Source organism: Clostridium sp. OM02-18AC (assembly GCF_003481825.1).
Classification (GTDB): Bacteria; Bacillota; Clostridia; order Lachnospirales; family Lachnospiraceae; genus Brotaphodocola.
This window is the reverse complement of record NZ_QULW01000001.1, coordinates 12,026-33,944: the sequence shown is the minus strand read 5'-3', so window position 1 is coordinate 33,944 and position 21,919 is coordinate 12,026. Positions and strand designations below refer to the sequence as shown.

The window sequence follows — 21,919 nt, the reverse complement described above, 5'->3', positions numbered from 1 at the left end:
CTATACTCCTATATTTGTTTTTTTAACGTTTCCAGTTCATCTGCCAGTTTTTCCGCTGAAATCAGAGGCTCTTGCGGATAATTACAGACGTATTTCGGATAACTGCTGTTTTTCAGTCCTTCGATCAGAATGATATCTGCCTCCGGAAATGCCGCAAATAGATCCTCCTCCGTAATCCCCTGACATTCTTTCGTGATCAGAAAACGGTTTTTGGAAAATACCGCAGTCCCATAAGCCCCCGCTTTCTGATGACGGTAGCTGTCCGTTCCCGGTACGTCGCTCTCAAAATCATGACCGTCATGCTTGATGACCGCTACTTTGTAGCCACGCTTCGTCAGTTCCGGCACGAGACGCGTGATCATAGTCGTCTTTCCTGTATTTTTATAGCCGCTGACCGCAAATACGAAAGGACTCTTCTTTTGGGGAGAAATTACCATTTGAGGGTTCGGCGCCGCAGCATTCTGCATTGCAGAACCTGTCAATCCCCGGTAAGCCTCTTTCGTATTCACATTTTCCATCGCGTGACTCTCCGTCTCCAGTTCCATGATCCGGTATCCGGCGCGCTTAAGCAGATGCATCATGCGGTAATCACCTGCCTGAATCTGTTCTGTCATGCAGGGCAATATTCTTTTGGGATAAATTCCAAAAAGCGGGTGAATGCGTCCGCTCTGTGCCGTCACAAGAATGGAGGATGGTTCTTTCCGGTAGCACTCCAGGATTTTTCCTACCAGTCCGGCATCGATCATGGGCATATCGCAGGCTATCACGAGAAGCGCCTCTTCTTTGCAGTCCCAAAGTCCGCTTGCAATTCCCCCGATCGGTCCGATTTCCTTCCACCGGTCCTCTACCATGGGCAGACCGGCTTCTTTGTACGGTTCTTTTTGATCTACAGACAAATAAACCGCAGGCAGACAGTCACAGGCTTTTACAATTCTCTGGCAGAACGTTTCACCGCCGTAGCGGAGGAACAGTTTTTTCTGTCCCTCCATACGCGTGTTTTTTCCTCCTGCGAGAATGTAGCCGGCGACTGCGCCTACGGTTTTTAATTGGTTATCGTTCATATTAGAAACGGAACTTGTCCTCGAAATACTGTTTTAACTCAGCGATCGGCACACGAACCTGCTCCATGGTATCGCGGTCGCGGACGGTCACTGCGTGGTCCTCCTCAGACTCAAAGTCATAGGTAATGCAGAACGGAGTACCAATCTCGTCCTGTCTTCTGTATCTCTTACCGATGTTTCCTCTGTCATCGAACTCACAGTTGTAGTACTTTGCAAGCTCTGCGTATACCTTCTCTGCGCCCTCGTTTAACTTCTTGGACAGCGGAAGGATACCGATCTTAACCGGTGCGATGGCCGGATGGAAATGAAGGACGGTACGGACATCGCCCTCACCGATCTCCTCTTCGTCGTATGCTGCGCACAGGAATGCCAGGGTAACACGGTCTGCACCCAGGGACGGCTCAATGACGTACGGGATGTATTTCTCCTTTGCCTCGTCATCGAAGTAGGTCATATCCTCACCGGAAGTGTTCTGATGCTGGGTTAAATCGTAGTCAGTTCTGTCTGCGATACCCCACAGCTCGCCCCAGCCGAATGGGAACTTGAACTCGATATCGGTGGTACCCTTACTGTAGAAGCAAAGCTCCTCCGGAGAATGGTCGCGCAGACGGATCTCGTCTTCCTTTAAGCCAAGTGCCAGCAGCCAGTCGCGGCAGAAGCCTCTCCAGTACTGGAACCACTCCAGATCTGTGCCCGGTTTGCAGAAAAACTCCAGCTCCATCTGCTCGAACTCACGGGTACGGAAGGTGAAGTTGCCCGGGGTAATCTCGTTACGGAAGGATTTACCGATCTGTCCGATACCAAACGGAACTTTCTTTCTGGAAGTACGCTGTACGTTCTTGAAGTTTACGAAAATACCCTGAGCGGTCTCCGGTCTTAAGTAAACGGTGTTCTTTGCATCCTCGGTTACACCCTGGAAGGTCTTGAACATCAGGTTAAACTGACGGATATCGGTAAAATCATGCTTACCGCAGCTTGGGCAGCAGATGTTATTATCATCGATGTATTTTTTCATTTCTTCCTGGGACCATGCGTCTACGCTGCCCTCAATGGTAATGCCGTTCTCAGCCATGTAATCTTCGATCAGCTTGTCGGCGCGGAAACGCTCCTTACATGCCTTACAGTCCATCAGCGGATCAGAGAAGCCACCAAGATGTCCGGAAGCAACCCAGGTCTGGGAGTTCATGAGGATTGCACAGTCAACGCCTACGTTGTACGGGCTTTCCTGAATGAATTTCTGCCACCATGCTTTCTTTACATTGTTTTTCAGCTCAACACCAAGGTTGCCGTAATCCCAGGTGTTTGCGAGACCGCCATAGATCTCGGAACCCGGATAAACAAATCCTCTGGTCTTTGCCAGTGCTACGATTTTCTCCATTGTTTTTTCCATCGTCAGATAACCTCTCTTTTTTACTTGAATATAATACAGCCGGTTCCCTCTGGGGTCACTGCTGAATGATCACTTGTTATTTCCACGCCTTCGGTCACATAAAGGATCTTTCCTTCCGTGTAAACAGAAGCACTGCCTTCGGTCAGGACCATATGGCTGCCTTTTTTTGCCCCGGCTTTTGAAAGTTCCATGCTCTTTCCGGAAGCTGTTTTGTAGGTCAGATCCGGCAATTTCGATGCATCCGTATCCAACACCTGCAGCGATGTTACAGAATGCGTATCGTCGCCGTTTTCCTCGGAAAATTTCACAAAATCATCCGGGGAAGCATAGGAAAATACCAGCGTACCGGTCGTCCCTTCCAGGCTGCTTTTTTCCAGCGCCACCGGGAGTTTTTCTTTCCCTTCTGTATGTTCTGCCTCGGCGGCCGCTCCCTGTTCTTCATTATAAGAACAAATCTGCTCTTTTGCAAATTCAGCTAAGCCCTCGGCGCTGTACCGGTCGTTTTCCTTTTGTGATGTGTAGACCATGGCGCTCTGCACACTTAAGTCATCCGCCACATAAATGCTGTTCTCAGAAGCGTCCCAGGCTTTTTTCTTCGCCCCTGTTTCCGAACAGCCTGCAGTCCAGACTGCACAAAGCAGCACGGCTGCAGTCAAAACTGCTGTCTTCTTTTTCATAAATCTCCTCTTTGCCCTTTTTGCGGGTTCTTTAGGATTATACCTGTTCATAAACGGTTTTTCAACACTTTATTTAAATTGTTACGGTCTCCATCATTTTCAGGATTTCCAGGGAATGAAATTCCCGGTCAATAAAGCTCCGTTTGTTCAGCTCCACACAGTGCTTCAGTTCCTCTAAAACTTCCGGTGCCAGCGTAAAGGTATACAGGGATTCAAGCGGTGATGCCACGATATATTCCCAGGCATAATTGGCAGAATCGCTGACCGGACGGGGCGGATGTTCCGTATAATCCCCGTTGATCGCCATGCTGCGCAGCTCAAACACTGCCTGTACCAGCGAGTTTGGAAGGGCCGGCTTTAACAAGGCCCGCAGCGACTGGTAGAGCAAAAGGAGCTGCTCGGTCGCCTCTAAATTTTCCCGGCTGTAATAATCCGCAAATTCCAGAAAATAAGAGCCGTAGCAGGTTGCCTCCATATCCATCGTGATCTCGGAAAAATAGTTGAGCACGTCAGCTGCCTGCAGATTATAGGCATCTCTTCCTTCGTACAGCTTAAAGGTACCAAACACAAAGGGTCTGGTCACGCCCAAAAGCGGGCTGCCCGGCCGTTTGGCACCGCGGGCAAAGGCCGTGATCTTGCCGCGCTCCCTGGTTAAGATCACCAGTCTCCGGTCATTTTCCCCGACCGGCGTTGCTTTTAAGACCATTCCGGTCAGATTCACCGATTCTCTCACTGTTCCCGTTTGCCTTTCTGCTCCCACAGCACTTCTATTTGCCTTTCCATCCCTGCGGCGCTTTTTCTGTTATTCCTTCGGATTATAACCATAATTCTTCATTAACAATTCGCTGTCGCGCCATTCTTTCCGAACTTTGACCCAGATCTGCAGGTTGACCTTCGTCTCCAGCATTGCCTCCAGCTCTCTTCTGGCAGCGGAACCGATGCGTTTTAACATGGCGCCGCCCTTGCCGATGATGATGCCCTTGTGGGAATCGCGCTCACAGATGATGGTTGCCTCCACATCCATGATGCCATTCGGGCGCTCACTCATCTTCTCAATGGTGACTGCGATTCCGTGCGGAATCTCTTCCTCTAACAGGCGGAGTGCCTTTTCGCGGATCAGCTCTGCGGCGATCTGGCGCATCGGCTGGTCTGTCACGGTATCCTCATCGTAGAACTGCGGACCGTAAGGCAGATATTTGAACAGCTGTTCCAACAGGGTGTCCGTATTCTTATCACGGAGCGCTGATACTGGAACGATCTCCGCAAAATTGCAGATATCCTTGTAAGCATTGATAAAGGTCAGGATATCTTCCTGGTTCTTTACCGTATCGGTCTTGTTGATGACCAGAATGACCGGGGTTTTGACTCCCTGAAGCTGCTCGGCGATATGGCGTTCCCCGGCACCGATGAAGGTGCTCGGCTCTACCAGCCACAAGATCAGGTCCACCTCTTTTAAGGTATGCTCTGCCACATTGACCATATACTCACCCAGCTTATTTTTTGCTTTGTGGATGCCCGGCGTATCGAGGAAAATAATCTGTCCCCGCTCATCGGTATAGACGGTCTGAATGCGGTTTCTTGTGGTCTGCGGTTTGTCTGAAGTAATGGCGATCTTCTGGCCGATGAGATGGTTCATCAGCGTGGATTTCCCTACGTTTGGCCGTCCGATCAGCGTTACAAAGCCGGATTTTTTCTGAACCGGGGCAGCTGCTTCGCTGCCCGCACCGCCCTTTTTCGCTCCATTCAGTTCTTCCAGTAATTGATCAAAATTCGTACCTTCCGGTTTCTTTGCCATAGTTTATCCTTTCCCATACATAACTGTTTTGGTAACTGTTCAGTACCTTCCCAGTTATCCTTTCCCAACAACGTTTCCTACAGGCTTCGTGCCGCACACTGCACACACCTGTTATCCTCTCGTAAGGCTGGAAACCTCGCCAAACATTGCGCGGTTTGCCTCGATCTTTTCCTCATTTCCTACCACGCAGAAGCTTCCGGTCTGCAGTACGGCACGGACATGGGCCGCCAGCGCGCGGATATCCTCCTTGGTCGCCTGTAAGACCTGGTCACGCTCGGTCTGCATCATCTCTTCCGTCACACCGGACAGATATGCAGAAAGTCCCCTGCTGCCCTTCACGGACGGCGTCAGCGGAGCATCCAGATTGCTGATGGTTCCGATCACATATTTCGTCATATCGCGCTCATCCGGGTCAAACTGCTCTAAGTAAGCCGGAATACCCTCGTAGATCTCGTTTGTCTCTTTTAAGTTCGGGTCGCGGTACGATACCAGATAGCCCTCGCCGGAACGTCCAAATCCGCTCATGCAGCCATACGCACCGCCTTTCACGCGGATGTTCAGCCACAGGTAGTCGTAGCTTAAGATCACCTGAAGGATCTTTAATGCACCGGTATACGCAAGACCTGCATCGCGGAAATTGCCGCAACGCGCCACATAGTCGACCTGCGCAGAGGTCTTTAATCCCTCGTTCACATTCTTGACCGGATGGGTAAATGCATACGTTTCGCGGCTTCCCTCCGGGAGTTTTGCGGAGAGCAGCTTTAAGGTCTCCGGAAGCTTTTCATAACCCTTTTCATCTGCCGTGTAGTTTACCAGCATATTGGAACGGGTGAAAAGCTTTCTACTTACTTCCTGAAGCTTTGCAATGATCTCCTGTTTCTTTGCCGGATAATCCTTTTCCAACTGCTCCAGGAAATGATAATACGCCGTGCCGCCCGTCAGCTCATTGTAGTATGCAGTCGCAGAGAAGTAAGAGGTTGCGCGGGATACTGCCGTGCTGTGTCCTGCATTCTCCAGTTTCATTCTCGCACGGGAGCGGGTCTCCTGGATCACCTCGCCCAGACGCTTTTCATCCGTAAATACGGAGTGGTTTAAAATTTCTTCCAGCATGGTAAATCCAAAATCCAGCTTGTCGTACAGCACACGGATGCTTGCCACAAACGCTCCGGTAAACTGCTCGGCATCCTGCAGGTTTGCGTAGGAAGTCACGGAGAAATCCATGCCGCCGCTGTTTAAATGGATCTCACTGGTCAGATCCGAATAGCTGTAATGCTCTGTGCTGATGGAACCCAGCACGGATTTTAACAGACCTGCATACGGCAGATCTTCCTGCGGCAGTACGCTGGTATTGAATAATATCTTTAAATAGCCGATTCCAGAGGTAAAGAAATTGTGGTGCAGCACTTTAATGCCGTCCTCCTCTTTCTCGGTCCAGAAGAAGATCTCTGCTTTTTTATCAATGTCTTCGCGGGTTAAGAGCGGGATCTTTGCCAAAATCTCCGGAGTGGACGGGGTATCCTGGTACTCCTTTAACTCTCTGGTTGCACAAACCAGCTTCTCCAGTTCCTCCTCTGAAAGAGATGCCTTATAATCGGCCAGCTTCTTAGCCAGCTTTTCATCTTCTTTTGCGGTCAGGTTCTTTTCCGGCGCTACCACGATCACAGCCTCAAACGGGTTATCCAGGAGGTAATCTTTGATCAGCTGCTCAAAATAGCCGTTCTCCACTTCTTTTTTCAGGAAGTCGAAAGTTTCCTGGTAGCAGAGGTGCGTCATCGGATCTCCGTCGTACAGCCAGCTGTCCAGGCACTGCAAACCATACATCAGGCCCTTCGGTGCAGAACCATAATCCGCCTCACGGTATTTAAACTCAAAATAATTCATGCCGGCAAGCAGACTCTTGCGGTTGATGCCCTGATCAGCAAGCTTTCTCAGCGTGCCCTTTACGATCGCTAAAAACTCGCCCTTCTGCTCCTTGTTGGCATCCTTTGCGATGACGGAGAAGAATGGCTGTAAAATGCCGCTCTCGTATCCGCCCAGGATGTCCTTACCGATTCCGGCATCGATCAGCGCCTGTTTTAACGGTGCTCCCGGTGCATCAAGCAGGGTATACTCCAGAATCTGGAATGCCACGTAAAGCTTCGGATCCAGATCATCACCCACGACGGTATTCACGGAAAGATAGGTTGCATCCTCCTCGGATTCTCCATCGGTGATGGAATAGGAGAACTCACACTCTACTGGTTTTTCAAATGCCTTCTGCTCCCGGATGCGGGAATCGACCGGACGCTCCTCGTAGTGGCTTAAATATTCCTCATCCAGCCATGCCAGCTTCTCAGCCATATCCATATCGCCGTAGAGATAGATATAGCTGTTGGAGGGATGATAGTACGTTCTATGGAAATCCAGGAATTTTTCATAGCTCAGCTCTGGAATGTGAACCGGGTCACCGCCGGAATCCTTGCCATAGCAGGTATCCGGGAACAGGGTCTTCTGGGTCACACTGTCTAAGAGACTCTCCGGAGAAGAGTAAGCGCCCTTCATCTCATTGTATACAACGCCATTGTAAATGAGCGGGGCATCCTTGCTCTCCAGCTCGTAATGCCAGCCCTCCTGGCGGAAAATCTTCTCTTCTTTGTAAATGTTCGGATGCAGGACTGCGTCCATGTAAACATCCATCAGGTTCTGGAAATCCTTATCGTTGCAGCTTGCAACCGGATACACAGTCTTATCCGGGTAGGTCATGGCATTTAAAAAGGTATTCAAAGATCCCTTTACCAGCTCTACAAACGGATCCTTTAACGGGAACTTGTCGGAACCGCACAGCACGCTGTGCTCCAGAATATGCGGCAGTCCGCAGTCATTGTCCGGCGGAGTCCGAAAACCGATACAGAATACCTTGTTCTCGTCATCATTTGATACCAGGAACAGTCTGGCTTTTGTCTTTTTGTGTTCCAGGACAATGCCTTCTGACTGCATTTCTTCAATGGTTTTATGCTCTACCACACGGTAGGCATCCAGTTTTTCTATTGCTTCCAGCTGATTCATCCGTTGTCTTCCTTTCCTGTCTTTTTACGATCTTATTTTTTGTCTTGCTTTCCATTATAGGTTGCCCATCAGGCGGTCTTTTAATATGGCTATGCCATCACGCAGGGAAAAATGGACCAGCAGAACTTTGTCGGATTCTGACGCAATGCCGTAAACCGTACCATAATCCTGATGCTTTGCGATCATGCCGGCACGACACAAATGAAAATTACTGGTTAAAATACCGATCCGCAGGTGCCGTTCGGACAGCCCGGAAGTCTTTTTCCCGCTTTGTCCCGGTTCTTCCGGCGCACGAAGAAGCATTTCTGCCTCTTCCTTTTGCTTTTGTTCCTGCAAGATCTGCTGTTCCCTGTTTTCGATCAGGATCTTGCTGTAAGCCAGATTTTCTACCGTACTGAAGGATTGTTCTTCCCGCATCAGCCGTTCTTTCTCTGCCCCCTGTTCCAGGAGATAGCGTTCCATGGCTTCCGCCTCCGAACATGGCTCTCCGTCGCCCTTGGCTCCGGAAAGGATCAAAACCGTTTCCGGATTTTCTTTTGTATATTCCAGTGCCTTATCCAGACGCAGTTTCAGCGTTTTACTCAGCGATCCGTCCGGTTTTACTTTCGTGCCAAGCACGATCACATAATCCAGGGATGGCTCCGCTGTTGCCGGAATTCTTCCAAAGATTAAAATCTGCGTAACCAGAAGGATCAAAAGCCCGGAAGCACACAAGGTCACAAAAGAGACCGGGATCCAGAGCGGCATCCGTTCCGGATACTTCTGATAAATATGAATACCGGCTGCCGTCGCTCCGAAAAATCCACCGATCAGAAGCCATAACACTGCAAACGATGTACCAAATCCCGCATACAATACGATGATCCCGTAATATACCAGGCAAAGCAGTGCTGCCGCAGTGAAGACCCATATTAACATCGTTTCACCTCACATCAGTTTCTTGTTTATTTTCCTTCGTAGATGATTGCAGACTCCACATCGTATCCGGCAAGACGGTCACGTCCTTTTAATCCTGCCAGTTCCATAACGAAGCAAAGTTTTACCACTTTTCCGCCCAGCTGTTCAATGAGGCTGATAATTGCTTCGGTCGTACCGCCGGTTGCGATCAGGTCATCGACTACAACTACTTTCTGTCCCGGTTTGATGGCATCTTTATGGATCTCAATCTCAGCAGAGCCATACTCCAGATCATATTTTGCAGTGATCGTCTCACGCGGCAGTTTTCCTTTCTTGCGGATCGGCACAAAACTCTTATGCTCCGCATAAGCAACCGGCACACCGAAAATAAAGCCGCGGGACTCCGGACCTACCACAACGTCGTAGTCCAGATCTTTTAACATTTCCCGGATACTGTCAATAGCAAGTGCAAGACCGTCTGCATCCTGAAGGATCGAGGTAACATCGCGGAAAATAATGCCTGGCTCCGGAAAATCCGGAATACTTACTACGTAATCTTCTAACTTTTTCATGTTCAATCTTCTCCTTACCTTTTTTCGTCATTCTATTTTAACGGAACACGTTCAACAGATTTTTGACTTCTTTCTGGCATACTTCTTCCTGGAAGGAGCCATATTCATAAAAACTGAACCCGGCGACCGCACCGGTGACGCGCCCGGCTTCTACCTGACGGCTGATGATATCGTCATAACGCTTCCATTCCGGGATTCCGGTATTATCCCGTGCACTGCTTCCTGCCTTGTACATGGCAAGACTGATGTAAAGCTTTGCATGACCTTTCTTTACCAGAGCGATCCAGGTTTTCAGATTATTTTCATACGCAAAGGGTGCCGGACTGCCATTTGCAAGCTGGTGTTCAAATCCCCAGTAGATCTGCGGCATGATGTAGTCGACATAGCCGTCATGGGACAGCCAGGTATCAATATCTGTAAACAGGCGGTTGTCGCTGCGCAGATGATTGACATAGCCCTCCGGGCTGATGCCAAACTGGGCGGACGGCCTTGTCTCCTTGATCGCCTGGTATACGCTGCGGATCAGTTCGTTGACATTTTCCCGTCTCCACTGCGCGATGCCAAGCGTGCTGCCTGACGCATCGTACTCTGGTTTGTCAAACCAGCGGCTTGCATTGGAATTGTCCACTTCCGGATAGAAATAATCATCGAAAATGATGCCGTCCACCGTATACTTCTGCGCAATCTCCCGTACTCCGTTTGTGATCAGTTCCCGCACCTGCGGGATAGCCGGGTTGAAATAATAGGCACCATTCTGTTTTAATACCCAGCGGTCGTTCGACGGATCCGCATCGGTCAGCCATTTTTTCGCCGGATTCTGGTCAGAAACCTGATCCCAGTTGTTGTGGTAGCCTGTCACACGGTACGGATTGACCCACGCATGAAACTGCAGACCTTTCGCATGTGCTGCCTTTACAAAAATCGCCAGCGGGTCGTACCCCGGGTTCTGCCCCTGGTTTCCTGTCACAAAACGGGACCAGGGAAAATAGGAAGACGGATACATGGCATCTGCATCCGGACGCACATGCACAAAAACGGTATTCATTTTTAATTCCAGGCAGCGGTCCAGCATTTTGTCGACTTCCCGCTTATAAGATTCCTGGTCTGCCGGAAGCCGTTCCCAGTCCAGATAAGAAATCCACACGCCGCGCAGTTCATCGGAGCGGATGACCGATGCCGCTGGTGCGGCAAACGCAGGGAACAGACCTGCCTGTAAGACCATGAGCCCCGTAAGCAGCAGACAGACTGCCTTACAGAAAGCCAGGGTCCATGTTCCGGCATATATCTTAAGTTTCTTTTGTATCAGCATTCCAGTTCCTCCCAGATGTCCTTTCATGCGGTACCGTTTTCTCATTCCCGCACTCACTTCCAATCAGCTGCAGGATGCGTTTTCCCGCAGTTACCATATTTTTCATAAACAGTATAGCAAAGGATCCGGGAAAGAACAACCAAACAAATCATGAAGCTATCCTTAAGAAATTCGTTTTATTACGGTTCACGTGCTGCGCAAACAGCGTTGATTTCGCAAGGATCAGTTCCGGTCCAGGAGGAATTCGCTTAACACCACATTGCTGACATCGATTCCGAATTCTGTCAGCCGGACCATCGGTGCTTCTACTTCGATCAGCCCCTGTTTTTCCAGTTTTTTCAGGACATCTCCATAGACATTCCACATATTCAGTCCAAAACGCTCCAGAAATTCACTGCCGGACACGCCCTTCATCATGCGCAGACCGGTAAACATGAACTCTTCCATTTTGTCTTCCAGGGAAAGTTCTTCAATGTCCCGGGTCGCCGCTCCCCCTTCATAGAGATTCAACGAGAGGTACTCCTGTAAATTTTCGGTATTGTGATAGCGGTATCCGTAGGTGTAGGATGAGGCACCAAGTCCCAGTCCCAGATATTCCACACCTGTCCAGTAACCAATATTGTGACGGCATTCATAACCTTTTCTGGCATAATTGGATATCTCATAACGTTCGTAGCCCTGCGCCGCCATCATCTCTCTCGTCAGATGGTACATCTCGCGGTCGGTATCCTCGTCCGGGAGATCCGGCAATGTCATCACAGCTGCGCGGGCAGCCACCTCTGCCGCTGTTTTTGCAGGCGCACCGGCTCCGTTTGGAACCGCTGCCGCCGTGCCGCACGATTTCTCCCCAAAACGTTCAAAAAACGGGGTTCCTTCTTCAATGATCAGGCTGTATGCCGAAATATGCTCCGGTTTTAACATCATGACCTTTTTCAGCGTCGTTTTCCAGGAATGGACGTCCTGACCCGGAAGCGCTGACATCAGGTCCACATTGATGTTCTTAAACCCGGCCTGTCTGGCACGCTGATAGCTCTTTAAAAAGGAATCGTAGGAATGGATCCGCCCAAGGTATTTTAATTCTTTCTCATCGGCCGACTGCAGACCAATGCTTAAGCGGTTCACACCGCTCTGGCGGTATACTTCCAGCTTTTCCATCGTCAGGGTGCCCGGATTGGCCTCCATGGTCACTTCCGCATCCGGGGAAATATCAAAATTTTCCGAAAGCGTCGCAAACAGCTCCATGATCAGATCTGGCGGCAGAATCGACGGAGTACCGCCGCCCACAAAGATCGTGGACACACGGTACCCCTGAAAATTCGGACCCTGACCGCAGATTTCCTCGATCAGTTTGTCCATATATTCCCGGTATGTCCGCTCCGGTGCTGCGAACGATAAAAAATCGCAGTAGGAGCACTTGCGGGCACAAAAGGGAATATGAATATAAAGTTCCAGTTCTCGTTTATTCATCGTCTAATTTCAGAACACTCATAAATGCCTTCTGCGGGATTTCTACATTGCCCACCTGACGCATTCGTTTCTTTCCTTCTTTCTGTTTTTCCAGAAGCTTCTTCTTACGGGAGATATCACCACCGTAGCACTTCGCAAGGACATCCTTACGCATCGCCTTTACGGTCTCACGGGCAATGATCTTGCCGCCTACCGCTGCCTGGATCGGAATCTCGAACAGATGGCGCGGAATCTCCTCTTTTAACTTCTCACACATCTTTCTGCCGCGCTCGTAGGCAGAATCTGCATGTACGATAAAGGACAGGGCATCCACCTCTTCTTTATTGATGAGGATATCCAGCTTCACAAGCTCCGAAGTTTCATATCCCTTCATGTCATAGTCGAAGGAAGCGTAACCTCTGGAACGGGATTTTAACGCATCAAAGAAATCGTAAATGATCTCGTTTAACGGAAGATCGTACTTTAAGAGTGCCCTTGTTTCTTCAATGTATTCCATGCCATGGTAGATGCCGCGGCGCTCCTGGCACAGTGTCATGATCGCACCCACAAACTCGGTGGTTACCATGATCTCCGCACTGACGATTGGCTCTTCCATATACTCGATCTCGGTCGGGTCCGGAAGGTTGGACGGGTTGGTCAGTTCGATCATCTCGCCGTTTTTCTTATGCACGCGGTAGACAACGCCCGGAGCCGTAGTAACCAGGTCGAGGTTGTATTCGCGTTCCAGACGCTCCTGAATGATCTCCAGATGCAAAAGTCCTAAAAATCCGCAGCGGAAACCAAAGCCAAGGGCGATGGAAGTCTCCGGCTCGAAGAACAGGGACGCATCGTTTAACTGAAGTTTTTCCAGCGCATCGCGCAGGTCATTGTACTTTGCACCGTCTGCCGGGTAAAGTCCGCAGTATACCATAGAAGTTACTTTTTTATATCCAGGAAGCGGCTCTGCACACGGACGCAGCGCATCGGTGATGGTATCGCCCACACGGGTATCTTTTACATTCTTGATGCTGGCCGTGATGTAGCCAACCATACCGGCGCTCAGCTCGTCACACGGGATGAACTGACCTGCACCGAAATAGCCGACCTCAACCACTTCTTCCTCCGCTCCGGTTGCCATCATGCGCACACGGGTGCCTTTCTTTACGGTTCCCTCTTTGATCCGGCAAAATACGATAACGCCCTTATACGGGTCATACAAAGAGTCAAAGATCAGTGCCTGAAGCGGTGCCTCCGGGTCTCCCACCGGCGCCGGAACCTTGTGGACAATGGCCTCCAGCACATCTTCCACATTCAGACCGGTCTTTGCGGAGATACGCGGCGCATCGTGTGCCTCAATGCCGATCACATCCTCAATTTCGTCTGCCACCCAGTCCGGTCTGGCACTCGGAAGATCGATCTTGTTGATGACCGGAAATACATCCAGGTCATGATCCAGGGCCAGGTAAACGTTTGCCAGCGTCTGGGCTTCAATGCCCTGTGCCGCATCTACGACAAGGATCGCACCGTCGCAGGCAGCCAGGCTTCTGGATACCTCATAGTTAAAGTCGACGTGTCCAGGGGTATCGATCAGGTTAAAAATATATTCTTCTCCGTCTTTTGCACGGTAAACGGTGCGGACTGCCTGGGATTTGATGGTAATTCCACGCTCCCGCTCCAGGTCCATATTATCGAGTACCTGCGCCTGCATTTCACGGCTGGTCAGAAGACCGGTCATCTCGATGATGCGGTCTGCCAGCGTAGATTTGCCGTGGTCAATATGGGCGATGATACAGAAATTACGGATCTTGCTTTGGTCCATTGATGCCATGTATTGATTTCCTCCAAAATAAAACGTATAAGATCAGTTTTTTGTTTCCGTTTCCGTTTTCTGCGTCTTGCAGAAAGGAAACAATTCGTCAATTTATAATAATAACATTTTTTCAGATCCCTTGCAACACGATATCATGCCTGTTTTCCGGTTGTTTTTCAGTCTGTTTCAATTCACAGCATCCCCGCCAGCAGGCTGGAGCACCGTATCTACCGCTTGTGCAAGCAGTTCCATGGCGTTTCTGGCTTCCTCCATGGTGTTGGTCTGCGCTCCGGCTTCGATCAGGGAAGACCTGCCACGCAAATGCAGGTTGTAACGCAGACCTTTCAGGTAAATTTTCCTTGTAAATCCGGGATACCGGCTCAAAGCCAGCTGCATCTGAAACGAGAATGCCAGATTTTCCTGCAGATAGGGATTTGGCAGATAGGCAATCTCGCCCTCCGGTGTCCGGCTCATCCCCTGAAAAAACATGATCTGGGCAGTCGGTTTTCCCTGAATTTCCTGCACCAGACGCACCGACTCTGCTACTCCGTCCCGGTGCAGATCCAGGATCACTTCTATGGTCGGATGTTCCTGTAAGATGCGCTGGATTCCTTCCAGCGCATACGTATACGCCCGGCTTCGCTCCAGTTTTCCCTCTTTCTGATCATAAGCGGTTGTGTCATGGATCACATTCCATCCTTTCGCCCGTAAAAGTTCCGTCAGATAAGTTCCGGCTCCCACCACCGTGGCATCTGGCTGTCCGGGTCCGTAATCGGCATATGTTTCGCTGGCATGGGTGTGATAAATCAGGATCTGGGGAACTTCCGGATTCTTCTCCAGCGTTACATCGGTGCCAAGCAGCTGATCTGCCTTCATCAGTCCTCGGTCGGCTGTCGTGGACGCATGGACGCTGAAATAATGCTTCATCAGATAATCATAGTCCTGAAGCCGGGAAAACAAGGTGGAGTTTCTCTCGTTTCCTGCATCCCTTTCCAGACTGTACGTTTCCTTCACGTTTCCGCTTCCTCCGTTTTCTTTTTCGTTCTCGCCGTTCCCTGCTTCCTTTTCCCAGCCTGTCGTTTCATTCGCTGTCTTGCCATCCTCCTGCGTCTCTTCTGCATACGAAAACAGGTATCCGTACTGTCTGTACGCATACCTGTATGTTTCGTATATCTCATAAGAGGGATCGCTCCTTACGGGTTCTTCCTTCTGGAACCGCACCGTTGGATAGCGCAGCTGCAGACACACCGCCAGCATCCATTTCAGCGCCCAAATCAGTATATTATTCAAAACGAACGATTTCCTTCTTCAGGCGTTTCATAATTTTCTTTTCCAGACGCGATATGTAGGACTGGGAAATTCCCAGGCGGTCTGCCACTTCCTTCTGGGTCATTTCTTCTCCTTCCACATTCTTTAATCCGTAACGCAGCTCCACAATGGTCTTTTCCCGCGGACTCAGACGATCGATCGCCGAATTTAAAAGCTGCCGTTCCGTTTCATCTTCCAGTCCCCGGTAGATCATGTCATCATCCGTACCAAGAATATCGGAAAGGAGCAGCTCATTTCCATCCCAGTCAACATTCAGCGGCTCGTCAATGGATACCTCTGCCTTCGTCTTGCTGTTGCGGCGCAGATACATAAGAATTTCATTTTCAATGCAGCGGGATGCATAGGTAGCCAGCTTGATATTTTTCTCCGGGTTGAAGGTATTGATTGCTTTGATCAGACCAATGGTTCCTATGGAAATCAGATCTTCCACGCCTACCGCCGTATTATCAAACTTCTTTGCTATGTATACAACCAGACGCAGATTGTGTTCGATCAGAAGAGACTTTGCCTCTTTTTCTCTGTCAGTCCCAAGCATGGAAAGCATTTCTGCTTCTTTCCTGCTTTCCAGTGGCGGCGGAAGAATGTCTGCACCCCCAATATAATGGACTTCTCCCTTCCTCTGCCACAACATTGTAGTAAAAGAAGAAACTGCCTTAAACTGAAAACGATTTGGTACTGAAACTTTTACGATCACTTTTCCATCCTCCAGGTCTTTGTATTATAGTTCTCCATGCAGAAGCATTTCGTATTGATGCCGGGGCGACAGCGGCGTTTCACTGATCGCGATCCAGGGCCGTTCCAATGTCCGGATCTGTTTCTCGTTCTTCCAGATTTCCATCCGTTCCATCCGCACTGCCGGCAAAAGTCCCGCTTCGGTTCCCACGCTGCTAAACGGAATGTAAATGACTCCGGATGCTGTTTCACAAAATTCCAGGCAGACTCGCTTTTCCAGAATGTGTACCGGCTGGTGGCCATATGGTTCATACAGCTGATTCCCGGTATCCCGCAGGGCCCGGACTGTTTTTTGTTTTCCATGATCATGCAGCGTTACCTCATACAGATTGTCGCAAAACACGGCTCTCCGTTCAAGGAAGACCACTGCCGCATACAAACACAGCCCCGCAATGCCCAAAACCGGAAAAAACCTTCCGGCAGACCAGGACGTCATCTTCCAAAAACCAGAAGACACCGAAGCAGACATTCCGTCTGCAGATTCCAGCACACTGCAGATTCCCCCCATAAAAAGTGCAAGCATCCACAGTATACAAACCTGCCGGAGCCATGTCCGTATCCCATGGTTTCCAAATGCGATCCGCGTCATAAGTACAGCTGGCAGGATCAGTTCCAGAACTTTCCACAAAAAAACCGATCGCACCGGGACAAAAACCAGACTGCATCCCAGCACTGCTCCGCTGAATGAGCCAAAAAAGAGTCTGCTTTTTCGTTTCCTTACGGGTTCTTTCAAGATCAGACCCGTAAGAAACAACAGATACAGATCCGCTGACAGATTCACCAGAAAAAGCAGATCCAGATACAGCGTTTCTGCCATGCTACATTGTCCCCCTGACATCATGAGCCTTTCCAGGGCTTCGTAACTGCCTGATATTCTCACAGTTACAAGGATTCTCATTGCTCATGTCCTCATTATAATTCGCAGAAAGAGAAAATTTTGTCAAAGCGACGGACGAAACTTCCATTTTTGAACGACAAAAAAAGACAGAAAACCCAAACTGGTCTTCTGTCTTTGTCGTCTTTTGTCGTAGAAATAATATGTAGCCTCAGAATGATTCTTAGCGCTTATTCTTTAAGAAATCCGGAATGTTGATCTGGGTCTGGTTTAACGGACGGTAAGAACCCTGGCTTGCCGGAGCACTCTGAGCCGGAGCTGCAGCCTGCGTGGTCTGTGCCGGAACCGGTTTTACGCTCTGGGCCTGAGTGTGAAGCTGCGGTGCAGCCTTTGCAGCCGTTGCGCTTGCCTCAGCAGCAGCGGTGCGGCCAACACTCTGGGTGTTTAAGTTTAATCCGGACGGCATTTTCGGTTTGAAGTTTCCAAACTCAGCCATAGCCTTGTTAACCGGAGTATTTGCATGTGCATCCAGACCGGTTGCGATTACGGTAATGGTGGCCTCATCCTGTGCGTTCTCGTCGTACATTGCACCGAAGATGATGTTTGCATCATCGCCAGCCAGCTCCTGAACATAGCTTGCTGCTTCGTTTGCCTCGATCAGGCTGATGTCGCCGGAGATGTTGATGATCACGTGGGTAGCGCCCTCGATGGTGGTCTCTAACAGCGGGCTTGCTACTGCCTGCTTAACAGCCTCAACAGCCTTGTCGTCGCCCTTGGCATGTCCGATACCGATATGGGCGATGCCCTTGTCGGTCATAACCGTCTGTACATCTGCAAAGTCAAGGTTGATCAGACCCGGAACGTTGATCAGGTCGGTAATACCCTGAACAGCCTGCTGCAGCACTTCGTCTGCTTTCTTTAATGCATCCGGCATCGTGGTTCTGCGGTCAACGATTTCAAGAAGTTTATCATTCGGAATTACGATCAGGGTATCAACACTTGCCTTTAAGTTTTCGATTCCGGCAAGCGCGTTGCTCATACGTGCCTTTGCCTCAAAACGGAATGGCTTTGTTACAACACCAACGGTCAGAATGCCCATGTCTTTTGCGATCTTTGCAATGACCGGAGCTGCACCGGTACCGGTACCGCCGCCCATACCGCAGGTAACAAATACCATGTCAGCGCCCTTAATGGCCTGAGCAATCTCCTCGGAACTCTCCTCTGCTGCTTTCTGTCCAACCTCTGGCTTTGCACCAGCGCCTAAGCCCTTGGTCAGCTTCTCGCCGATCTGCATGGCGGTCGGAGCCTTACAGAACTGCAATGCCTGTTTATCGGTATTGATGCCGATGAACTCGACACCTGCAATATTTTCGTCTACCATGCGGTTTACTGCATTGTTGCCGGCACCGCCAACACCGATCACAATGATCTTCGCGGAGTTTTCCGCTTCATTTATCTTAATCTCTAACAAGACTGATTCCTCCTTAACTTCTTTCATTGGCCTTTTGTAACAGTTTTGTAACATTATATCAAAAACTAGTCTAAATAATACTATAGGTGATTTCCTTGAAAATATCAACCGTTTTTTTTAGTTTTTGGGTTTGAATGTATACATCGGATTTGTTTTGGTTTCATCGTAATTATCCAGATACAAGGTGCCGCTCCTGCCTTCCAGCTGTGGGAGCATGTCGCCAAGCTCTGCTATTTTTCCGTTCAGACCGTCATTGCTTCCCAGGATCACCTCGATGTCTCCCATATACAGGGTAGCCTCACCCAGGGTATTGTACTGGATCTTGTCCACACTCAGTTCGTAAATCGAGAGGATCTGTGTCAGATTCAGGATTTCCTGGAAAATCCACTCACTTTCCACCGGCAATTTCTGATAAAGGACGATATGACCGAACTTCAGTCCGTTGATCCAGGGAACGCCGGGAAGCTTCTGGCTGGAGCTTTCCACGATAATACCGTCCTTATCAAAATACATATAACTGCTCATGTAAGAGACATATCCCACCACACTTTTCTCGTAAACAATAAGTTCTGCCCTGGTCAGCCCTTTTAATACCAGTTTGTAATCTTCCACGAACGGGATCTTTTCATGTTTTCCGAAATGCTCCCGCAGATAGCAAAATATCGTGCTGCGGCTTACGTTATCCGGAAAAACCAGATCTACCAGCTGTTCCTCTGTGTATTTTTCATTTCCTGTTACTGTGATATCCCGAATTTTTATGGAGCACACAGCTGCCATACATGCAAGCAGCAAAAGCAGTGCCGCAAGCAGGATCACCTTTTTCTTTCCTGATCCATTTTCCATCTGTTTTTTCTCCTATTATCCGACCACGGCACCGGCAAAGCACCTGTGCTTAAACATGCGGACGCGTACGTGTCCGGCAGCAAACCTTTGCCGGTGTTTCCCATTCAGCAAAGGCGGATCCGGGCTCCCACTCCGGCGAGATCCCGGCTGATATCCTCGTACCCGCGGCTGATATGCTGATAGCCGTCAATAAAACTTTCTCCCTCTGCCGCCAGACCAGCCGCTACCAGGGCAGCACCCCCGCGCAGGTCTTCTGCCTCCACACTGGCACCTTTTAACGTGGCAGCACCGGTTACGGTTGCAAGTTTGTCTTCTATTATAATATGTGCACCAAATTTCCGCAATTCCTTTGCCGCGCAAAACCGGTTTTCAAAAACATTCTCCCGGATCCAGGATGTTCCGTCCGCAAGAGAAGCTGCTGCCAGAATCACCGACTGCATATCGGTTGGAAATTCCGGGTAAGGTCCTGTCTCCAGATGAATGGGCTTTGTTCTTTCTTTCCTGGAAATCCAGATTCCATCTTCCTCCGGTTCCAGCTTCGCTCCCATCTGTTTTGCGGTCCACAAAGTTTTTCCCATGTGACGGACTGGCGCCTTTTCCAGAAAGACCCGGCCGCCTGCACACAGCACGGCTCCCACATAAGTTCCTGCCACGATCCGGTCTCCGGGAAGAGCAAATCGCACATTCTGAAGTTCACGCCTCCCCTGTAAACGAATGACAGAACTTCCTGCCCCTTCCACGCTTATCCCAAGCGCTCTTAAAAAATCACATAATATCTCAATCTCCGGCTCCCTGGCTGCGCCAGTCAAAACCGTCTCTCCCTGCGCCCCGGCAGCTGCCATCAGAATATTTTCCGTTGCCCCCACACTGGGGTATGGAAGCGAAACCGTTGTTCCAGACAGGCCACCTTCCGGCACAAACGCATGGATCCGGTCTTCTTCCATGTTCACGACAGCACCAAGTGCCTCCAGTCCCCGGATATGCAGATCTACCGGTCGTTTTCCAATGCGGCATCCACCCGGAAGCCAGGTTTCCACCTTTCCCATCCGCACAAGCAGAGGTCCAAGCAGCATCACCGAAGAGCGCATCTGCCCGGCCAATACTTCCGGTATACGCGAAGCGCTCAGGGAAGCGGCTGAAATGACCAGACGGTCTTCTTCCATCCGGCAATCTGCCCCCAAAGCGTTCAAAATCCCCAACATACAGAAAACATCCTGTATTTTGGGGACATGCTCCAGTATCGTGGTTCCGTTATGAAGAAGAGATGCTGCCATGACCGGCAGCACCCCGTTCTTGGAACCCTGTATTTTTATCGTTCCTTCCAGCCTGTGTAATCCTTCTATCCGCAGCACAGACAATCCCAGATCCCTCCTGTACATAATCTTCCAGACACAAGCAACACGAAACTGCCGCCATTTGATCTCTGGTCCGGCAGCTTTTCATATTCTATTTCTATGCTTTATCTTATGTACCTTTCGGATGTTGCGTTCCTGTTATTCCCGTTGGTTTGCCAGATTACGCATCCATGCCCGCCAGCGAAACCTTAGAACATCTTACCGTTCCAGCCGGATCTGGTTTGAAACACCAAGTACCATTCCCATTTCCATCATAAGGAACAAGACGGAGGTACCTCCGTAACTGATGAACGGCAGCGTGATTCCGGTGTTCGGGATGGTATTGGTTACTACCGCGATATTTAAAATAACCTGGATCGCAATATGCGCCATTACCCCGACTACGATCAAAGCGCCCAGAAGATCCGGTGCGTTGTTCGCGATCAGCATAAACCGGTAGATCATAAACAAAAAGATGAGAATGACCGATACCGCCCCGAAAAGTCCCAGTTCTTCGCAGATAATGGAGAAGATCATATCATTCTGTGCCTCCGGCACAAATCCCATCTTCTGGATACTCTCTCCAAGTCCCTTGCCGAACAATCCGCCGGAACCAATGGCGTAAAGTCCCTGCAGCACCTGATATCCGCCATCCATAGGGTATGCTTCCGGGGACAGCCATACATGGATACGGCTCAACTGATATGGCTTCAGCAGCTTGATCTTTTCCAGAAAGATTGCAAGCGGACCAGCCGTAGCTACCGCCAGAAGTGCCATAGCACCGCAGGCATAAAAAGGCCACTGCTTTTTGCATGCCACAAACAGCATCACAAAGGCGATTCCCATGATAATGATACCGGAACTTAAGTTGTTCGCTGCAACAATTCCGGCGATCGGGAGTGCAAGTCCCATCACCTTCGCCATATTTTTCCAGGTATTGACGCTGGATCCCATACGGGTGATGAGAACCGCCAAAAAAACGATCAGGGCAATTTTTACAAACTCCGTCGGCTGGAAACTCAGCGAGCCAACACCAAGCCAACGCTTTTTACCGTTTACTTCCCGCCCAAACAGGGTTACCGCAACCATCAGCACATAGGATAACAGATACGCAAACATGGAAAATTTTGCATACCAATGGTAATCCAGTTTGGAAATCAACAGTGCCAGGACCAGACCGCCTGCTGCGACCTTAAGCTGACGCATCATAAAGAAACCGGCATTGTTATATTTGAGCTGTGCTGTGTAAGAACTGGCGCTGTAAATCATGACCAGTCCAAACACCGTCAAAAATATGATACAGAACAACAGGCTGTAATCATAAAACCGTTTCGGCCGGTTCTTCTTTGCCATATCACTCCTCCTACAGGTTT

Annotated in this window: 18 protein-coding genes; all 18 read right to left on the bottom strand. The window is 49.7% G+C overall.

The window, feature by feature from the left end; genetic code table 11:
- Positions 1-8: 8 nt before the first annotated feature.
- Positions 9-1,061 (bottom strand): molybdopterin-guanine dinucleotide biosynthesis protein B, encoded by a 1,053-nt coding sequence (gene mobB, locus DXB18_RS00145; protein WP_118705289.1) that lies wholly within the window; start codon positions 1,059-1,061, stop codon positions 9-11.
- A 1-nt stretch (position 1,062) separates the two neighbouring features.
- Positions 1,063-2,451 (bottom strand): glycine--tRNA ligase, encoded by a 1,389-nt coding sequence (locus tag DXB18_RS00140; RefSeq protein ID WP_118543490.1) that lies wholly within the window; start codon positions 2,449-2,451, stop codon positions 1,063-1,065.
- A 20-nt stretch (positions 2,452-2,471) separates the two neighbouring features.
- Entirely contained in the window at positions 2,472-3,128 is a 657-nt protein-coding gene (locus DXB18_RS00135) for a hypothetical protein (RefSeq protein WP_118543489.1), read from the bottom strand.
- 73 nt (positions 3,129-3,201) lie between these two features.
- Positions 3,202-3,861: a DNA repair protein RecO gene (recO, locus tag DXB18_RS00130; protein WP_118705287.1), complete on the bottom strand. Its 660-nt coding sequence runs from the start codon at positions 3,859-3,861 to the stop codon at positions 3,202-3,204.
- Between the two features lie 69 nt (positions 3,862-3,930).
- Complete coding sequence (gene era, locus DXB18_RS00125; protein WP_118543487.1) at positions 3,931-4,923, bottom strand: GTPase Era; 993 nt, start codon at positions 4,921-4,923, stop codon at positions 3,931-3,933.
- Positions 4,924-5,034: 111 nt separating this feature from the next.
- The gene (locus DXB18_RS00120) at positions 5,035-7,968 is read right to left on the bottom strand and encodes an insulinase family protein (RefSeq protein ID WP_182430413.1); all 2,934 of its coding nucleotides are present in this window, start codon (positions 7,966-7,968) and stop codon (positions 5,035-5,037) included.
- Between the two features lie 54 nt (positions 7,969-8,022).
- On the bottom strand, positions 8,023-8,886 hold the full coding sequence (locus DXB18_RS00115; RefSeq protein ID WP_118705285.1) for a YdcF family protein: 864 nt from the start codon (positions 8,884-8,886) through the stop codon (positions 8,023-8,025).
- A 26-nt stretch (positions 8,887-8,912) separates the two neighbouring features.
- Positions 8,913-9,437: an adenine phosphoribosyltransferase gene (locus DXB18_RS00110; protein ID WP_118543485.1), complete on the bottom strand. Its 525-nt coding sequence runs from the start codon at positions 9,435-9,437 to the stop codon at positions 8,913-8,915.
- Between the two features lie 37 nt (positions 9,438-9,474).
- A complete protein-coding gene (locus DXB18_RS00105; protein WP_182430412.1) occupies positions 9,475-10,746 on the bottom strand; it encodes a family 10 glycosylhydrolase in 1,272 nt (423 codons plus the stop codon).
- A gap of 222 nt (positions 10,747-10,968) precedes the next feature.
- Positions 10,969-12,213 carry a radical SAM family heme chaperone HemW gene (gene hemW / locus DXB18_RS00100; RefSeq protein WP_118705281.1) on the bottom strand — a complete coding sequence of 415 codons (1,245 nt, stop codon included), beginning with the start codon at positions 12,211-12,213 and terminating at the stop codon, positions 10,969-10,971.
- Positions 12,206-14,020 (bottom strand): translation elongation factor 4, encoded by a 1,815-nt coding sequence (gene lepA / locus DXB18_RS00095; RefSeq protein WP_118543482.1) that lies wholly within the window; start codon positions 14,018-14,020, stop codon positions 12,206-12,208. The genes hemW and lepA overlap by 8 nt, the downstream gene beginning before the upstream one ends.
- 168 nt (positions 14,021-14,188) lie before the next feature.
- On the bottom strand, positions 14,189-15,292 hold the full coding sequence (locus DXB18_RS00090; protein ID WP_243035338.1) for a stage II sporulation protein P: 1,104 nt from the start codon (positions 15,290-15,292) through the stop codon (positions 14,189-14,191).
- On the bottom strand, positions 15,285-16,025 hold the full coding sequence (gene sigE, locus DXB18_RS00085; protein ID WP_118543481.1) for an RNA polymerase sporulation sigma factor SigE: 741 nt from the start codon (positions 16,023-16,025) through the stop codon (positions 15,285-15,287). Before sigE ends, DXB18_RS00090 begins: the two co-directional genes overlap by 8 nt.
- A 24-nt stretch (positions 16,026-16,049) precedes the next feature.
- Positions 16,050-16,880, bottom strand: coding sequence for a sigma-E processing peptidase SpoIIGA (locus DXB18_RS00080; protein WP_182430411.1), 831 nt, complete (start codon positions 16,878-16,880; stop codon positions 16,050-16,052).
- Between the two features lie 241 nt (positions 16,881-17,121).
- Positions 17,122-18,369: a cell division protein FtsZ gene (gene ftsZ, locus DXB18_RS00075; protein ID WP_118543479.1), complete on the bottom strand. Its 1,248-nt coding sequence runs from the start codon at positions 18,367-18,369 to the stop codon at positions 17,122-17,124.
- Between the two features lie 117 nt (positions 18,370-18,486).
- Complete coding sequence (locus DXB18_RS00070; protein ID WP_118705277.1) at positions 18,487-19,212, bottom strand: cell division protein FtsQ/DivIB; 726 nt, start codon at positions 19,210-19,212, stop codon at positions 18,487-18,489.
- A gap of 104 nt (positions 19,213-19,316) precedes the next feature.
- Entirely contained in the window at positions 19,317-20,591 is a 1,275-nt protein-coding gene (gene murA / locus DXB18_RS00065) for a UDP-N-acetylglucosamine 1-carboxyvinyltransferase (protein WP_243103041.1), read from the bottom strand.
- 174 nt (positions 20,592-20,765) lie between these two features.
- The gene (locus DXB18_RS00060; protein WP_118543476.1) at positions 20,766-21,899 is read right to left on the bottom strand and encodes an FtsW/RodA/SpoVE family cell cycle protein; all 1,134 of its coding nucleotides are present in this window, start codon (positions 21,897-21,899) and stop codon (positions 20,766-20,768) included.
- Positions 21,900-21,919: the final 20 nt, after the last annotated feature.

What these genes read in the sequence shown, in the direction of transcription:
- hemW (WP_118705281.1), bottom strand. Translation starts at nt 12,213, where the DNA reads ATGAATAAACGAGAACTGGAACTTTATATTCATATTCCCTTTTGTGCC.
- mobB (WP_118705289.1), bottom strand. Translation starts at nt 1,061, where the DNA reads ATGAACGATAACCAATTAAAAACCGTAGGCGCAGTCGCCGGCTACATT.
- DXB18_RS00115 (WP_118705285.1), bottom strand. Translation starts at nt 8,886, where the DNA reads ATGTTAATATGGGTCTTCACTGCGGCAGCACTGCTTTGCCTGGTATAT.
- DXB18_RS00080 (WP_182430411.1), bottom strand. Translation starts at nt 16,880, where the DNA reads ATGGCAGAAACGCTGTATCTGGATCTGCTTTTTCTGGTGAATCTGTCA.
- murA (WP_243103041.1), bottom strand. Translation starts at nt 20,591, where the DNA reads ATGTACAGGAGGGATCTGGGATTGTCTGTGCTGCGGATAGAAGGATTA.
- DXB18_RS00110 (WP_118543485.1), bottom strand. Translation starts at nt 9,437, where the DNA reads ATGAAAAAGTTAGAAGATTACGTAGTAAGTATTCCGGATTTTCCGGAG.
- DXB18_RS00120 (WP_182430413.1), bottom strand. Translation starts at nt 7,968, where the DNA reads ATGAATCAGCTGGAAGCAATAGAAAAACTGGATGCCTACCGTGTGGTA.
- DXB18_RS00070 (WP_118705277.1), bottom strand. Translation starts at nt 19,212, where the DNA reads ATGGAAAATGGATCAGGAAAGAAAAAGGTGATCCTGCTTGCGGCACTG.
- DXB18_RS00060 (WP_118543476.1), bottom strand. Translation starts at nt 21,899, where the DNA reads ATGGCAAAGAAGAACCGGCCGAAACGGTTTTATGATTACAGCCTGTTG.
- DXB18_RS00105 (WP_182430412.1), bottom strand. Translation starts at nt 10,746, where the DNA reads ATGCTGATACAAAAGAAACTTAAGATATATGCCGGAACATGGACCCTG.
- era (WP_118543487.1), bottom strand. Translation starts at nt 4,923, where the DNA reads ATGGCAAAGAAACCGGAAGGTACGAATTTTGATCAATTACTGGAAGAA.
- DXB18_RS00135 (WP_118543489.1), bottom strand. Translation starts at nt 3,128, where the DNA reads ATGAAAAAGAAGACAGCAGTTTTGACTGCAGCCGTGCTGCTTTGTGCA.
- lepA (WP_118543482.1), bottom strand. Translation starts at nt 14,020, where the DNA reads ATGGCATCAATGGACCAAAGCAAGATCCGTAATTTCTGTATCATCGCC.
- DXB18_RS00140 (WP_118543490.1), bottom strand. Translation starts at nt 2,451, where the DNA reads ATGGAAAAAACAATGGAGAAAATCGTAGCACTGGCAAAGACCAGAGGA.